The organism is Campylobacter sp. TTU-622 (assembly GCF_016598965.1).
In the GTDB taxonomy this organism is placed as follows: domain Bacteria; phylum Campylobacterota; class Campylobacteria; order Campylobacterales; family Campylobacteraceae; genus Campylobacter_D.
Map to the genome: position 1 here is coordinate 1 of NZ_JAENKR010000029.1, position 15455 is coordinate 15455.

Annotated in this window: 16 protein-coding genes; 14 read left to right on the forward strand and 2 right to left on the reverse strand. The window is 27.7% G+C overall.

The features are described from left to right. From JG677_RS04220 to JG677_RS04275, 12 genes are all read left to right on the forward strand, one after another. Nucleotides 1–862, forward strand: an 862-nt coding sequence (locus tag JG677_RS04220) for an aspartate-semialdehyde dehydrogenase (protein WP_200285350.1), incomplete at its 5' end; no start/stop codon positions are given. Nucleotides 863–880: 18 nt separating this feature from the next. Beyond that, complete coding sequence (locus tag JG677_RS04225; protein ID WP_200168984.1) at nucleotides 881–1387, forward strand: YqhA family protein; 507 nt, start codon at nucleotides 881–883, stop codon at nucleotides 1385–1387. Nucleotides 1388–1440: 53 nt separating this feature from the next. Then, entirely contained in the window at nucleotides 1441–1629 is a 189-nt protein-coding gene (locus JG677_RS04230) for a mini-MOMP protein (RefSeq protein ID WP_200168985.1), read from the forward strand. 10 nt (nucleotides 1630–1639) lie between these two features. Then, nucleotides 1640–2068 carry a c-type cytochrome gene (locus JG677_RS04235; RefSeq protein ID WP_373563787.1) on the forward strand — a complete coding sequence of 143 codons (429 nt, stop codon included), beginning with the start codon at nucleotides 1640–1642 and terminating at the stop codon, nucleotides 2066–2068. A 19-nt stretch (nucleotides 2069–2087) separates the two neighbouring features. Beyond that, the gene (locus tag JG677_RS04240) at nucleotides 2088–3203 is read left to right on the forward strand and encodes an ABC transporter substrate-binding protein (RefSeq protein WP_200168987.1); all 1116 of its coding nucleotides are present in this window, start codon (nucleotides 2088–2090) and stop codon (nucleotides 3201–3203) included. 18 nt (nucleotides 3204–3221) lie between these two features. Next, nucleotides 3222–4331 carry an ABC transporter substrate-binding protein gene (locus JG677_RS04245; protein WP_200285352.1) on the forward strand — a complete coding sequence of 370 codons (1110 nt, stop codon included), beginning with the start codon at nucleotides 3222–3224 and terminating at the stop codon, nucleotides 4329–4331. Nucleotides 4332–4338: 7 nt separating this feature from the next. Next, entirely contained in the window at nucleotides 4339–5235 is an 897-nt protein-coding gene (locus JG677_RS04250) for a branched-chain amino acid ABC transporter permease (protein WP_200168989.1), read from the forward strand. Nucleotide 5236: 1 nt separating this feature from the next. After that, on the forward strand, nucleotides 5237–6277 hold the full coding sequence (locus JG677_RS04255) for a branched-chain amino acid ABC transporter permease (RefSeq protein WP_200217137.1): 1041 nt from the start codon (nucleotides 5237–5239) through the stop codon (nucleotides 6275–6277). Next, nucleotides 6274–7044 carry an ABC transporter ATP-binding protein gene (locus JG677_RS04260; protein WP_200168990.1) on the forward strand — a complete coding sequence of 257 codons (771 nt, stop codon included), beginning with the start codon at nucleotides 6274–6276 and terminating at the stop codon, nucleotides 7042–7044. Before JG677_RS04255 ends, JG677_RS04260 begins: the two co-directional genes overlap by 4 nt. After that, entirely contained in the window at nucleotides 7031–7726 is a 696-nt protein-coding gene (locus JG677_RS04265; protein ID WP_200217136.1) for an ABC transporter ATP-binding protein, read from the forward strand. The genes JG677_RS04260 and JG677_RS04265 overlap by 14 nt, the downstream gene beginning before the upstream one ends. An 8-nt stretch (nucleotides 7727–7734) precedes the next feature. Then, a complete protein-coding gene (gene ccsA, locus JG677_RS04270) occupies nucleotides 7735–10983 on the forward strand; it encodes a cytochrome c biogenesis protein CcsA (protein WP_200285354.1) in 3249 nt (1082 codons plus the stop codon). Continuing rightward, nucleotides 10983–11453, forward strand: a complete 471-nt coding sequence (locus JG677_RS04275; protein ID WP_200168993.1) for a hypothetical protein — start codon at nucleotides 10983–10985, stop codon at nucleotides 11451–11453. The genes ccsA and JG677_RS04275 overlap by 1 nt, the downstream gene beginning before the upstream one ends. Here JG677_RS04275 and murG read toward each other — a convergent pair. Together murG and ftsW are read right to left on the reverse strand one after the other, a co-directional pair. Beyond that, nucleotides 11448–12467, reverse strand: coding sequence for an undecaprenyldiphospho-muramoylpentapeptide beta-N-acetylglucosaminyltransferase (murG, locus tag JG677_RS04280; RefSeq protein WP_200285358.1), 1020 nt, complete (start codon nucleotides 12465–12467; stop codon nucleotides 11448–11450). The two genes, JG677_RS04275 and murG, sit on opposite strands and share 6 nt — an antisense overlap. After that, nucleotides 12461–13624 (reverse strand): putative lipid II flippase FtsW, encoded by a 1164-nt coding sequence (ftsW, locus tag JG677_RS04285; protein WP_200285356.1) that lies wholly within the window; start codon nucleotides 13622–13624, stop codon nucleotides 12461–12463. Before ftsW ends, murG begins: the two co-directional genes overlap by 7 nt. Before the next feature lie 154 nt (nucleotides 13625–13778). Between ftsW and JG677_RS04290 the strand changes: the two genes are divergently transcribed. Further along, nucleotides 13779–15224 (forward strand): acetyl-CoA carboxylase subunit A, encoded by a 1446-nt coding sequence (locus tag JG677_RS04290; RefSeq protein ID WP_200217131.1) that lies wholly within the window; start codon nucleotides 13779–13781, stop codon nucleotides 15222–15224. Then, nucleotides 15221–15433 (forward strand): hypothetical protein, encoded by a 213-nt coding sequence (locus tag JG677_RS04295; protein WP_200217130.1) that lies wholly within the window; start codon nucleotides 15221–15223, stop codon nucleotides 15431–15433. The genes JG677_RS04290 and JG677_RS04295 overlap by 4 nt, the downstream gene beginning before the upstream one ends. Nucleotides 15434–15455: the final 22 nt, after the last annotated feature.

A 15455-nucleotide genomic window follows, 5' to 3' on the forward strand; every position in this document is an offset into this window, starting at 1 on the left:
TCAAGAACTTAACGAAGAAGTTTTTAAAAATAATAAAATTGACATAGCTTTTTTTAGTGCTGGAGGTGAAATTTCTAAAAAATATGCCAAAATAGCAGCAGAAAATAAAGCTCTAGTGATAGATAATACAAGTTATTTTAGGATGGATAAGGATATTCCTTTAGTTGTTCCTGAATGCAATAGCGAGGATATTAAGTTTTATAAAAAAACCGGAATTATAGCAAATCCTAATTGCTCCACTATTCAAATGGTACATATTTTAAAACCCTTAGATGATGTTTTTGATTTACAAAGGGTTGATGTAAGCACTTATCAGGCCGCAAGTGGTGCAGGAAAAGAGGGAATGAAAGAGCTTGTTGAAGCAATGCAAAGTTTTTTTGCTTTTAAATTAGATGAATTTCAAAGCAAAACTTTCCCATATACCTTAGCCCTAAATTTGATACCACAAATTGATGAATTTATGGAAAATGGTTACACAAAAGAAGAATTAAAAATGATCAATGAGACTCAAAAAATTCTACATAAAAAAATTGATATTTCAGCAACTTGCGTTAGAGTTCCGGTTCTTCGAAGTCATAGCGAATCTTTAACTTTACATTTTAAAAAAGAAGTTAATGTAAATAAGGCAAAAGAAATTTTAAAAAATGCACCAAGTGTTGTTTTAATGGATGATATAAAAAATAAAAAATATCCTATGCCTCTTTTCACAAGTGATACAAATGAAACTTATGTTGGACGTATCAGAGAAGATATTAATCATAAAAATATATTGCATCTTTGGTGTGTAGCTGATCAGATTCGTGTAGGAGCAGCAACAAATGCAGTAAGAATTGCTCAAAAATATTTAGAATTAATTAAGTAAAATTTTAAAAGGAGTGCAATGTTAGAAAAATTTTTTGAATCTTTACTAATTAGAAGTCGTATTGTTACGATTTTACCTGTTATTTTTGGACTTATTGGTTCTTTTGTTTTATTTATTATTGCAAGTTATGATATTTTAAAAGTTATTCTTTTTACCTACCAGTATTTTTTTATTAGCAATTCTCAAATAGATTTACACGATGATGTTATAGGTCTTATTATTGGTGCTGTTGATTTATATTTAATGGCGCTTGTTTTATTTATTTTTTCTTTTGGAGTATATGAGCTTTTTATTAGCGAAATAGAAGAATTTAAACAAACAAAACAAAGTAAAGTTTTAGAAGTTCATAGCTTAGATCAACTTAAAGATAAACTTGCCAAAGTTATTATTATGGTTTTAGTGGTTAATTTTTTTCAAAGAGTGTTGCAAATGAAATTTAGCTCTCCACTTGATATGAGCTATCTTGCAGCATCTATTTTAGCTTTATGTATAGGACTTTATTTTTTACATAAAGGCGGTCATTAATCAGTGGTTATTTTTTTTTGCTATAATCAAAAGTTATTTTTAAAGTGATATTGATGAAAATAATATTTGTCTTGATAAGTTTATTATCTTTTTGTTTTAGTACTCCTTTGGATGAAATTTTTAAAGATATTAATGTTTCTGGAGTTATACGCTACAGATATGAATATCATAAGATAAATGGTTTTAATCAAAAACAACAAAAATATCACAATAAAACAAATATTGAATTTTCTATAAAATAAAGGTTTTGTAATTATGTTTAGATTGATATTGCTTATATTAGTTTTTAAAAGTCTGCTTTTTGGTATCAATTTGAAGTCTATTTTTGATTATACTTTTAATACGAATAAAGAATATGATTCTCAAAGAGGAGAAGAAATTTATTTTCAAAAAAAATGTAATGTTTGTCACGGCAATCAAGGAGAAAAAAAATTTTCTAACTCTAAAAGATTAAAAGATATGACTCCAGAACAGATAAAAGCTTCTTTAATAGCTTATACTCTTGAGCCATCTAAAACAAATACTCAAATGGCTTTATATGCAAGAGAATTAAGTCATAATGATATAGACAATATCATTGCTTATCTCAAAGGTGGGGATTTTGCTTTTAAAATTCAAGAAAAAGAGTTGTTAGAAGAAGAACCTCCTAAAAAAACTGAACACGGAACTTTTATAAAATAATATTTTAAGGAAAATATTAATGAAAAAAAATGTTTTTATATTATGTATTTTACTTCTTGGTAATTATATTAATGCAAAAGAAGTACGTCTAGGAGTTGCACTACCTCTTACGGGTTCTGTTGCTGCCTATGGGCAAGATATTTTATCTGGAATAGAAGTTGCAAGTAAATTAAATTCTAAGCTTTCAAATGGAGATGAAGTAAAGGTTATTCTTATTGATACTAAAGGGGATAAGCTTGAAACATCAAATGGTCTTAATCGTCTTATTTCTCAAGATAAAGTTTTAGGACTTATTGGAGAAGCAACAACTCCAAATACTATTCAAGCTATTTCAATTGCTGAGGATAAAAAAGTTCCTATTATTGCACCAGTAGCTTCTGGTGATAAACTTTTAAACAAAAAACAATATGCAAGTAGGGTATGTTTTAAAGATAGTTTTCAAGGAGAAAAATTTGCCTCTTATATTGCTAAAGAGCTTAATTTAAAAAATGTTGTAATTATCATAGATCAAGGTAATATTTATTCCTTAGGTCTTGCTAAAGCTTTCGAAAAGGCCTTTGAAGAAAATGGTGGAAAAATAATCAAAAAATTAATTATTAATTCTGGAGATAAAGATTTTAGAGCTATAGCTTCTCAGTTAAAAAGCTTAAATCCTGATTTTGTTTATATGCCTATTTATCACCCAGAAGCAGCTTTAATTGCAAGGCAAGCTAAACAAATTGGATTTGATAAAATTTTAGCCGCTGGAGATGGAGTAGCAAATCAAACTTTTATAAAACTTGGGGGAAATTCTGTGGATGGAGTGATTTTTACCGATAGCTTTGATTTTAATAATCCTACAACAGAGCTTGGAAAAAAATTTATATCAGCTTATGAAAAAGAAAAAGGAACTAAAGAAGTTCCTGCATTTTCAGCTATGGGTGCTGATGCTTATTTTGTAATGGTAAATGCTATGAATGAATGCATTGCTAATCTTAATACAGAATGTATTAATAATAAAATTCATCAAACTAAAAATTTTCAAGGTGTTAGCGGGATAATTAGCATTGATGAAAGTGGAAATGCGATTCGTTCTGTAGTAATCAAAGAAATCAAAAATCAAAAACAAGTTTATAAAACAAGTATAAACCCATAAATATTAAAAGGTAAAATAATGAAAAAATTTCTAATTTTAATAAGTTTTTTGACTTTATCCTTAAATGCGAAAGAAATAAATTTAGGAATTATACTCCCATTAAGCGGTTTAACTGCTGCTTATGGGCAAAGTGCTCTAGAGGGTATTAAACTTGCTAATGCTTTAGAAAATACACTAAAAAATGGTGATAAAATAAATTTGATTGTTATTGATACAAAAGGAGATAAAATAGAATCCTCAAGTGGAACCAATCGTGTTATTTCTCAAGATAAAGTTTTAGGACTTATTGGAGAAATGGTTACAGCTAATACTTTACAAGTTATGAAAATAGCTGAAGATAATAAAATTCCACTTATTGCACCTGCTGCTACTGGAGATAGATTGCTAGATAAGAAAAAATATTCAAGCAGAGTGTGTTTTAGTGATAATTTCCAAGGCTCATCTATGGCCAAGTATGTTTATAATACCTTAGGTTATAAAAATGCTGTAATTATAGTTGATCAAAGCAATGATTATTCCTTAGGTCTTGCTAAAGCCTTTGAAAAAGAATTTAGTTCAAATAATGGTAAAATTTTAAAAACAATTAGAATTAATTCTGGAAATAAGGATTTTAAAGCTATTGTTACTCAGATCAAAAGCATCAATCCTGAATTTATATTTTTACCTATTTATTATACAGAAGCATCTTTATTTGCAAGACAAGCTAGAAATTTAAATCTTAACACCCCAATGGGTTCTGGAGATGGAGTAGCAAATCAAACCTTTATTGATTTAGCTTTAGAAGCTAGCAATGGCTACATTTTTACCGATAGCTTTGATTTTAATAATCCTACAACAGAGCTTGGAAAAAAATTTATATCAGCTTATGAAAAAGAAAAAGGAACTAAAGAAGTTCCTGCATTTTCAGCTATGGGTGCTGATGCTTATTTTGTAATGGTAAATGCTATGAATGAATGCATTGCTAATCTTAATACAGAATGTATTAATAATAAAATTCATCAAACTAAAAATTTTCAAGGTGTTAGCGGGATAATTAGCATTGATGAAAGTGGAAATGCGATTCGTTCTGTAGTAATCAAAGAAATCAAAAATCAAAAACAAGTTTATAAAGATATTATTAACCCTTAGGAATATTATGGATTTAACTTTATTTTTGCAACAACTTATTAATGGTTTAAGTTTAGGAAGTATGTATGCGCTTATTGCAGTAGGCTATACAATGGTTTATGGTGTTTTACGACTTATTAATTTTGCCCACGGGGATATTATGATGGTAGGTGCTTATATAGCACTTTTTAGTATATTAAATTTTCAAATTCCTTTTTTAGGGGCTTTATTTTTAGCAATGATTTTTGCTGCGTGTGTAGGTATTGCAACTGATAAGGTAGCTTATAAGCCTTTAAGAAATGCTCCAAAGATTTCATTACTTATAACAGCAATTGGTATAAGCTTTCTTTTACAAAATCTTTTTAATATGTTCTTTACTTCAACCCCAAAAGCATTTCCAGTCCCGAGTATTTTTGAAGAAAATATTGTTTTTTTTAATATTAGCATTACTTTTGGAAGCTTACTTGTCCCTATAATAACATTTGTTATTTTACTTATTCTTCTTTTTATTTTACACAAAAGTAAATATGGTATTGCTATAAGAGCTTTAGCTTTTGATATTCAAACCGTAAATTTAATGGGAATTAATGCAAATCGTATTATTGCAATTGTTTTTGCATTAGGTTCTTCTTTGGCAGCTGTTGGAGGAGTATTTTGGGCTACAACATATTATTCAATTGAACCTAGCATGGGAACTCTAATAGGTCTTAAAGCTTTTGCAGCTGCTGTATTAGGTGGTATTGGATCAGTTGTTGGTGCCGTGCTTGGAGGACTTATTATAGGGCTTACTGAGGTAATAGTTGTAGCTTTTTTTCCAGATCTTTCTGGCTTTAAAGATGCCTTTGCTTTTATTTTTTTGGTTTTTATTTTGATTTTTAAACCAACAGGAATTTTAGGCATTAATTTTGAAAAAAGTAGGTTTTAATATGAGTAAGACTAAAAGTTTGCATATATTATTTTTAATTATCTCAATTTTATTTATATTTTTATCTCCACAAATTTTTAATGATTATGGAATGAATATTATTAATCAAATTGCTATTTTTATTATTTTTGCAGTAAGTTATAATCTTATTAATGGTGTAACAGGACAATTTTCTCTTGAGCCTAATGGCTTTGTAGCTATAGGTGCTTATGTGACTGCTTTAATGCTTTTAAGTGCTGAAGCTAAAAATGAACAATTTTTTCTTGATGGACCTAATTCTTTTATTTTAATGATGCATACAAATTATTTTATTGTTGCTTTATTACTTTCTGGAATTTGTGCTTGTTTATTATCTTTGATTCTTTCTTTTGCCGTTTTTAGAGTAAGAGGAGATTACTTAGCAATTGTAACTTTGGGTTTTGGTATTATTATTAAATTATTAGCACTAAATTTTTATTCAATAACAAATGGATCGCGTGGTTTTATTGATATACCGCAATTTTCAAATATTTTTTGGACAGGTTCTATTGCGATTATTTCAGTTATTTTAATTTTAAATATAGTTTATTCTAAATATGGGAGAGCTATGAAAGCCATTAGAGATGATGAAGATGCGGCTAGTGCAATGGGAATTAATACCTTTTGGATTAAAACCTTAGCTTTTGGAACTTCAGCATTTTTAGAAGGTGTCGGAGGAGGTTTATTAGTTTGTTTGCTTACAACTTTAACTCCAGATCAATTTGATTTTTTATTTACTTTTCAACTTTTAATTATTATAGTTTTAGGAGGACTTGGTTCTACAACAGGAGCTATAATAGGTGCTATATTAGTAATCGGAGGAAGTGAGTGGCTTAGATTTTTGGATGAAAGTATGAATATTTTTGGCTATCAAATTGACGCTATGCCGGGTTTTAGAATGGTAGTTTTTTCTCTTATTTTAATTTTAGTAATGCTTTTTGCTAGAAAAGGTATTATGGGGAATAAAGAGTTAATTGATATTTTATTTTCACTAAAAAAATATCAAAAAAGGAGAAAGAAGTGATTTTAGAATTAAAACAAATTTCTAAAAATTTTGGCGGTGTTCAAGCTATCAATGAAACTTCTTTTAAACTTAAAGAGGGTGAAATTTTTGCTCTAATTGGTCCTAATGGAGCAGGAAAAACAACTTTATTTAATATAATTACAGGAAATTATAAACCAACAAGTGGTGAAGTTTATTTTAACGGGCAAAGAATTGATACATTAAAACCTTACAAAATAGTACATTTAGGTATTGCAAGAACCTTTCAAAATATAAGACTTTTTTCAAGTATGAGTGTGCTTGAAAATGTTTTAATAGGCTTTAATCATAAAATGAAATACAATATTTTAGAAGCTTTTTTGCATATTGGAAGATTTAAAAAAGTAGAAAAAGAATTTAAAAATAAAGCTTATAAAATCTTAGAAGAGCTTGGAATTGAAAAATTAGCAGAAGAAAAAGCTACTAATTTAAGTTATGGACAACAAAGAAAAGTTGAAATTGCAAGAGCTATGGCAACTGAACCAAAATTACTTTTACTTGATGAACCTGTTGCAGGAATGAATGGATCAGAAAGTGATGATTTAGCAGAGGTTATTTTTAAGCTTAGAAATGAGCATAAAATTAGCGTTTTATTAATAGAACATGATATGAAATTTGTTAATAAGCTTTGTGATAGAGTTTTAGTTCTTGATTATGGAAAAACTATTTTTGAAGGAAAACTAAATGATGCTGTTAATCATAAAGAAGTTATTGCTGCATATTTAGGAGATTTTGATGTTAGTAGTTAAAGATTTACACGTTTACTATGGCTTAATTGAAGCGGTAAAAGGAATTGATTTTAAAGTCGAAACAGGTCATATTGTTTCTTTAATAGGTTCCAATGGTGCCGGTAAAACTTCTACTTTAAATGCCTTACTCAATTCTGTAAAAAAAACAGGAGAGGTTAATTTTTTAGGATACGAAACTTCAAGACACCTAACATATACTTTAGTTCAAAAAGGAATAGCCTTAGTTCCAGAAGGTAGAAGAGTTTTTATTAATCTTAGTGTAGAAGAAAATTTAAAAATAGGGGCTTTTAATAATGCTGAAAATTATGAGCACTTAAGAGAACAAATGTATAGACTTTTCCCAAGACTTGCTAATAAAAAAAATACATTAGCTGGAAATTTAAGCGGTGGAGAAGCTCAAATGCTAGCCATTTCAAGAGCTTTAATGAGCGAACCTAAACTTTTAATGCTAGATGAACCTTCTTTAGGCCTTGCACCTAAAATAGTAGCAGAAGTTTTTGATATTATTGTTCGCTTAAAGCAAGAAGGGATTACCATACTTTTAGTAGAACAAAATGCTTATTCTGCTTTAAAAATTAGTGATTATGCTTATGTTTTAGAAAATGGACACATAGCTATGCAAGGAATTGCGAAAGATTTAATTGGCAATGATGAAATTCGTAAGAAATATTTGGGACTCTAAGGATAAAAATGAAAAATATTATTAAAAGCATTGGAGATTTAAAAATTTCTATTTTACTTTTTTTACTTTTTGCACTTTTTTGTGCTTTGGCAACTTTTATCGAAAGTTCTTATGGTACTCCAACTGCTTGGGCTATGATTTATGGAACATTTTGGTTTGGTTTAATTCAGTTTTTATTAGGGATTAATTTATTTTGTGGAATGTTAAGATATAAAATGTTTCAAATTAAAAAATTGCCTTTAATGATATTTCATTTTTCTTTTTTATTTATTTTAATAGGTTCTATTATGACAAGATATGGTGGTTTTGAGGGTTTACTTCATATTAGAGAAAATGATTCAAACTCTTATATTGAAAGCTCTAAATCTTTTATCAAATTTTCAGCACTTAAAAATCAACAAATCTATGGAGTAGCATCTGATAAAGATATAGCTGTTTTACCTTTTGCTAATTCTTTAAAACTTGAACTAAATATTGATAACAACAAAGCAATTTTACAATATAAAGACCTTATCTTAAATGCTAAAGTTTCTTATATAGAAGATTTAAATTCTTCTAATGCTTTATTAATCTTAATGCTTGCTAAAAATGGACAAAATCAAGAAATTAAATTAAAGCAAAATGAAATTAAAAATATAGATGGTATTAATTTTTCTTTTATGAATGATGAAGTTAAAGCTCCTTTTGTTAAAATTAATAAAAATTTAGAATTAATTTCAAGCCAAAGATTGAATTTTTTAAGTATGCAAGATGGAGTTAATTCTCATCTTGAAATAGGTTCTAAAGTAAATGCTAAAGAAAAAAGGCTTTATGAAATTAATGATTTAAGTTTTGTTATAAAATTTGCTTCTTTACATGCTAAAGAAATTATAACTGGAGATAATAGACCACAAGATGAGAGTTTTTTGATTTGGTTTAAAAATATCTGGCTTGAAATTTTTAGGACTTTAATTATTTCTTGGTTTGGAGAACCTTATAATTGGAAAGCATCGTGGTTAGAAAATTTAAAACCTTTTGCTATGAGCACTCAATATCAATCACTAACCTTAAATGGTAATAATGCTTTAAAATTTGAACTTTCATATCAGGGTAAAAAACAAGAATTTTATGTTTTTCAATATGATAATCCAAAAGTTATTGAGCTTAATGGACAAAAATTCTTTATTTCTTGGACAACTTCTTTTCAAGAATTACCTTTTTCAATTTATTTAAATGATTTTATAATTGAACGATACCCAGGTTCAATGTCTCCAGCTTCTTATGCAAGTGAAATTAGACTCGAAGATAAAAATGCAAGTTTTGATTATAGGGTTTTTATGAATAATGTTTTAGATTATAAAGGCTATAGATTTTATCAAAGTTCATATGATCAAGATGAAAAAGGAACCATACTTTCAGTCAATAAAGATCCAGGAAAAATTCCAACTTATATTGGATATTTTTTATTATGTCTTGGTATGTTTTTAAATTTTTTAAATCCACACTCAAGATTTAGAGTTTTAGCAAAACTTATCAATCAAGATGCTCTTAAAAATTCTGTAAAAATTTTATTATTTGCTTTTTTATTTTTAGGTACTAATAAATTACAAGCTTTTGAAAATAATACAAGTAATAATATACCAATAATTAATAAGGATCATGCTAAAAAATTAAGTCATCTTATAGTTCAAAAGCCTAGCGGGAGAATGGTTCCATTTGATACCTTAGCTAAAGAAGTTTTAGAAAAAATTTATAAAAAAACAAGTTACAAAAATCAAGATGCAAGTGCTATAATGCTTTCTATGCTTATAGATGTACAATCTTGGGCAAAAGAGCCGATTATAATTATGCCTAAAAATAAAGCAATTAATGAAGAAATCTCTAAAATTTTAAATATTCCTAGTAAACCTTATATCAGCTATATAGATTTTTTTACTAAAGATAACAATTATGCTCTTTTAAAATATGTTGAAAATGCAAATCGCAAAAATCCAAATACTAGAGGAGTTTTAGATAAAGAGATTATTAAACTTGATGAAAGAGCAAATATTGTAAATTTAATTTTTAGTGGAGAATTGTTTAAATTTATTCCTATTCAAAATGATAAAAATAACACTTGGCTTGCACCTTTCTCAGCTATGCAATTTACCAAAGGAGAAGAAAATTTAATTGTTGTAAATTTAATAAAAAATTATTTTTTATCTGTGGAAAATAGCATTAAAACAAATGATTGGTCCAAAGCAGATGAAGCATTAGAATTAATTGAAAAGTATCAAGAAAAATTTGGTAGCAATGTTATACCAAACAAGACTAAAATCTCAATAGAAATTTTTACAAACCATTTACAATTATTTGTAAAATTAATCCCTGTATATTTACTAGCAGGTCTTTTACTTTTGATTTTGGTTTTAACTAAAATGCTAAATTCTAATATTAAAATTAATTTAATATTTAAAATTGCATATATTTTAAATATTATTGTTTTTATTGTTCATAGTATAGGATTATGTTTAAGGGCTTATTTAGCAGATCATGCTCCTTGGAGTAATGCCTATGAAAGTATGGTTTATATATCTTGGGCTTTAGCATTATCTGGAATTTTCTTTTCTAAAAAAAGCCCTATAGCCCTTTCTTTAACTTCTATTTTAGCGGGTATAGTCCTTTTTGTAGCACATTTAAGTGAAATGGATCCTCAAATTACAAATTTAGTGCCAGTATTAAATTCTTATTGGCTTACAATTCATGTTTCTGTTATTACAGCAAGTTATGGATTTTTAGGACTTTGTGCTTTACTTGCTATTTTTGTCTTGATTTTAATGTGTTTCCTTAAAAATAAAGGTAAATATAATGCAAATATCTTAAGAAATATTACAGAAGCAACAAGAATTAATGAAATGGCAATGATTTTAGGACTTTGCTTACTAACTGCTGGAAATTTTTTAGGCGCTGTTTGGGCTAATGAAAGTTGGGGGAGATATTGGAGTTGGGATTCCAAAGAAACTTGGGCATTAGTGAGTATATTAGTTTATGCAGCTATACTACACATTAGAATGATTCCAAAATTATGCAATCAATATGTCTTTGCAGTCAGCTCAATGTTTGCTTATTGGGTAATCATTATGACATATTTTGGAGTTAATTATTTTCTAGTCGGTATGCACTCTTACGCTGCTGGAGAAGCTGTACAAATCCCAAGTTATGTTTATTGGGGATTTTTTACAATGATAATTTTAAGCTTACTGGCCTATAGAAAACGTCATTTTATTAGTAAATTATAATGCATCAAGTATTTTTTATTATTTTAGTAGCAGCTATTTTACTTTCAATTTTTTTAAGTATAATAGCTTATCTTATTATTAATGATGGTAAAAAAAGTGAAAAAACTAAAATAAAAAATGATAATTCTAATAAAAAAACTAAAATATTTAATACAGATTTAGACAAAATGATAACAACTGCTAAAGATACTTCTTTAACAGATCAAGAGCTAAAAAACCTTGCTCAATTATTTATAAGCACACATAAACTTGGTAGCAAACAATCAAAAGAGTTAGATGAGACAACAAAAAAGAAATTAGAATTTATTACTGCTCTTAGTTCTAATGATAATGCAAGCCCTCAGACTATAAGTTTTTTAAATAAAGAATTAAAGAAAATTTCAGCTTCGTATAAAAAAGAAATTGATGCTTATGAACAAATGGGTCTTGCTAAAAGAAAAATAAAAGAAGATAAAACAACAAGTTCATAAATTTATAATATTTTTCATATATAAAATTAGCTCATCTGCTCCATTTGGTTTTAATATATTAATTAAACCTGTAGATATTTGTTCTAAATTTAAAATTAAAATTGTTTGAAATAACCTATCTTCGTTTAAATTAGACTGTAAAAAAACTTCACATAAATTTTTATCTTTTAAAAATTTGGCATTAAAAAATTGATGATTTTTAGCTGCATATGGATATGGGATGAAAATAGTTGGGATATTATTAGCACAAAGTTCAAAAAGAGTACTAGCTCCAGATCTTGAAATGGCTAAATCTGCTTCTTGTATTTTGGTATAAATGTTTTTATCAAAAGCAAAAATATCTACTTTTATATTTAGTTTTTCATAAGCTTTCTGGTAAAAATCAAATTCTTTTTCTCCACACTGATGTATAATTTTAATATTTTTTTTACTTAATTTTGGAGCCAATTTTAAAGCCAAAGCATTGATAAAACTAGCACCCTGAGAACCACCTAAAAATATAATTGTTTTAAGCTCTTTTCTTATTCTTGCTGTTTTAAAAAATATTTCATTAACTGGATAAGAGCAAAATATAGGCTCAAAAGCGCTAAAAAAAGCTTTAGAGAAAGGTTTCAAAAGAGAATTTAAAGCTCCTTTTTCAGAATTTTGTTCATGGATAAAAAGAGGGATATGATTAATAATCGCCCCAAAAGATGCTGGAGCTGAACTATATCCACCGACGCTAAAAACAGCTTTTATTTGATGTTTTTTAAAAATTTCACGACATTTAAAACTAAGTTGTAAAATTTTAAATAAAGATTTAATTTTTGCTATTTTTTTTTGATTAACAACACCTCTTGAATCCAAAAAATATTTTGCTTTAAAACCTGATTCATTTTCAAACCAAAGCTTATCCTGACCATAGGTGCTCCCTATATAAATACATTCTATATTTTGTTTTTTAGCACTTTGCAATAAACATTTAGCTATATTTAAATGCCCCCCAGTTCCTCCACCTGTAATTGCTATCATAATTTCACCTTTTTAGAAATCATTAAAACATAGCCAATTCCTATACAAATAGCCCACATAGAACTTCCCCCGTAACTAAGAAGTGGCACAGCAACACCTTTTAAAGGGGTTAAAGAAATAATACCAAAAGCATTCATAAAAAAAGAAAATAAAAGAAGTAAAGCTATACCTGAACAAAAAATAAAATCTTGTTTTCTATCACATCTTCCAGCAATTCTAAAAATTCTTAAAATCATCCAAAGATAAAGGATGCAAATACAAGCTAATCCAAAAAGTCCAATTTCTTCAGTAATTCCAGATAAAACAAAGTCTGTATGAACCTCGCTTAAAAAACCTAGTTTAAAAATTCCAAGCCCAAGACCTTCTCCAAAAAATCCCCCATGTGCTATAGCATTGAGCGAATGAGAGATCTGATAAGGTTCATTATTAACGCTTACTCTTAAACTTGAGGCAATCCAATTAGGAAATAAAGGCAAAAAGGCATCTTGTATATTTCCCCACCAGCTGATAATTCTTTGAATTCTTCTTTGATTGCTAAAAATTACCATAATGCCTATCATCATAATAATAATAGTACTAAAAGCAAACAATCTTTTACTTGTTCCAGCAAAAAAAGCTAAGGCAAGAATAAGAAAAAAAGAAATAACACTTTGTCCTAAATCATTTTGTGTGATATAAATATAACCAATCACTATACTAGCAACTATACAATAAGGTAATAAAATTAAAATTTCGTGTTTAATAGCCTTTTTATTATCATCTATTCTTCTTGTATAAGACCAAGCAAGAAAATAAATAAGTCCTATTTTAAAAAATTCAACTGGAGAAACTGAAATAGGTCCTATTCTAATCCATCTTTTAGCTCCACCGCTAGCTGTAGCTAAAGCGGTTGGTAAAAAAGGTAAAATAATTATACAAATAAAAGAAATTATAAGTAAAGCTAAAATAATTCTTTTCGCATTATTGGCATCAGGATTAAGACGTGAAATAAAAAACATAATTAAAATTCCACTTACCCCAAAAAAAAGTTGTCTTATAAAAAAATGAAATTCGCTATATTCAAAATAAAGTACAGTAAAAGCAGTCAAAGAGTAAGAAAAAACAATACCTATAATAATCAAAACAGAACTTAAATAAAATAATTTTTTATCAGCTAACATTAAATTACAACTTTAAATATTAAAATATTTTTAAATTCTAAAATCATTGTTATGAATATGCTTTCGATTAGAAATTATTAAAATATTTATTATATAAAATTATTACTAATATTTTTATATAATAGATTTATTATTTTAATTAAAAGGCGAATAAATGATACATAAGATTTTAATTGCAAATCGAGCTGAAATCGCCGTAAGAGTTATAAGAGCTTGCAGGGATTTACATATTAAAAGTGTTGCTGTTTTTACAGAACCAGATAAAGAATGCTTACATGTTAAAATTGCTGATGAAGCATATCGCATAGGAACTGATGCTATAAGAGGGTATTTGGATATTGCAAGAATTATTGAAATTGCCAAAGCTTGCAAAGCTGATGCAATACATCCAGGATATGGATTTTTAAGCGAAAATCACGAATTTGCTAAAGCTTGTGAAGACGCAGGTATTATTTTTATAGGACCAAAATCAGAAGTTATATATAAAATGGGCAATAAAAACATTGCAAGAGCTTTAATGAATTCTAATGGAATTCCTATAGTTCCAGGAACTGAAAAATTAAATAATTATTCCTTAGATGAAATAAAATCTTTTGCATTAAAAATAGGTTATCCAGTAATCTTAAAAGCTAGTGGAGGAGGGGGAGGACGCGGAATTCGCGTTGTATATAAAGAAGAAGAGCTTGAAAGCGCTTTAGAATCTTGCAAGAGAGAAGCTCTTAGTTTTTTTAAAAATGATGAGATTTTTATGGAAAAATATATTATCAATCCGCGACATATTGAATTTCAGATTTTAGGAGATAATTATGGCAATATTATCCATCTTTGCGAGAGGGATTGTTCTATACAAAGACGTCATCAAAAAATAATAGAAATTGCCCCTTGTCCTGGAATTTCAGATAATCTTAGAAAAACAATAGGTGTAACTGCTGTTGCTGCAGCTAAAGCAGTAGGATACACAAATGCAGGAACAATCGAATTTTTACTTGATGATTACAATCGCTTCTATTTTATGGAAATGAATACAAGAATTCAAGTAGAACATCCTATTACAGAAGAAATTACAGGAGTTGATTTAATAGTGCGTCAAATTCGTATAGCTGGAGGAGAAATTCTTGATATTGAGCAAAGCGATATTAAGCCCAGAGGATTTGCTATAGAAGCAAGAATTACCGCTGAAAATGTATGGAAAAATTTTATTCCAAATCCTGGAAAAATTAATGAGTATTATCCAGCTCTTGGCCCTTCTGTAAGAGTTGATAGTCATATTTATAAAGATTATGTTATTCCACCTTCTTATGATTCTTTACTTGCAAAACTTATTATTAAAGCAACAAGTTATGATTTAGCAGTCAATAAACTCGAAAGAGCTCTTAAAGAATTTGTTATTGATGGAGTTAGAACTACTATTCCTTTTTTAATTGCAATAACTAAAACAAGAGAATTTAGAAGAGGATATTTTGATACATCTTTTATTAATACTCATATGCAAGAACTACTTGAAAAAACAGAAGATAGACATCAAAACAATAAAGAAGAAGTTATAGCTGCTATTGCTGCAACTCTTAAGAAAATTAGAGAAGAAAGGGAGCATATATGAATTTTTTAGATGATTTAAAAAGCATTAAAAAAGAAATGCAGAAAGAAAATAAAAATTCTATGTTAAATCATAAAAATTTAAAAAATATCCAAAAAAAAGAAGCAAATGAACAAGATAAATCTTTAGAGGAAGTATTTTTAAAAGAAAAAAAACTAATTGATGAATTTAAAGAATTTATTAACGATTCAGATATTAAGAAAATTTATTAATGAATGAAATAGATTTTTGCAC

Excerpts from the sequence above, each read along its gene's own strand:
- JG677_RS04225 (WP_200168984.1), top strand. The coding sequence starts at position 881 with ATGTTAGAAAAATTTTTTGAATCTTTACTAATTAGAAGTCGTATTGTT.
- JG677_RS04230 (WP_200168985.1), top strand. The coding sequence starts at position 1,441 with ATGAAAATAATATTTGTCTTGATAAGTTTATTATCTTTTTGTTTTAGT.
- JG677_RS04240 (WP_200168987.1), top strand. The coding sequence starts at position 2,088 with ATGAAAAAAAATGTTTTTATATTATGTATTTTACTTCTTGGTAATTAT.
- JG677_RS04245 (WP_200285352.1), top strand. The coding sequence starts at position 3,222 with ATGAAAAAATTTCTAATTTTAATAAGTTTTTTGACTTTATCCTTAAAT.
- JG677_RS04250 (WP_200168989.1), top strand. The coding sequence starts at position 4,339 with ATGGATTTAACTTTATTTTTGCAACAACTTATTAATGGTTTAAGTTTA.
- JG677_RS04255 (WP_200217137.1), top strand. The coding sequence starts at position 5,237 with ATGAGTAAGACTAAAAGTTTGCATATATTATTTTTAATTATCTCAATT.
- JG677_RS04265 (WP_200217136.1), top strand. The coding sequence starts at position 7,031 with ATGTTAGTAGTTAAAGATTTACACGTTTACTATGGCTTAATTGAAGCG.
- ccsA (WP_200285354.1), top strand. The coding sequence starts at position 7,735 with ATGAAAAATATTATTAAAAGCATTGGAGATTTAAAAATTTCTATTTTA.
- JG677_RS04275 (WP_200168993.1), top strand. The coding sequence starts at position 10,983 with ATGCATCAAGTATTTTTTATTATTTTAGTAGCAGCTATTTTACTTTCA.
- ftsW (WP_200285356.1), bottom strand. The coding sequence starts at position 13,624 with ATGTTAGCTGATAAAAAATTATTTTATTTAAGTTCTGTTTTGATTATT.
- JG677_RS04290 (WP_200217131.1), top strand. The coding sequence starts at position 13,779 with ATGATACATAAGATTTTAATTGCAAATCGAGCTGAAATCGCCGTAAGA.
- JG677_RS04295 (WP_200217130.1), top strand. The coding sequence starts at position 15,221 with ATGAATTTTTTAGATGATTTAAAAAGCATTAAAAAAGAAATGCAGAAA.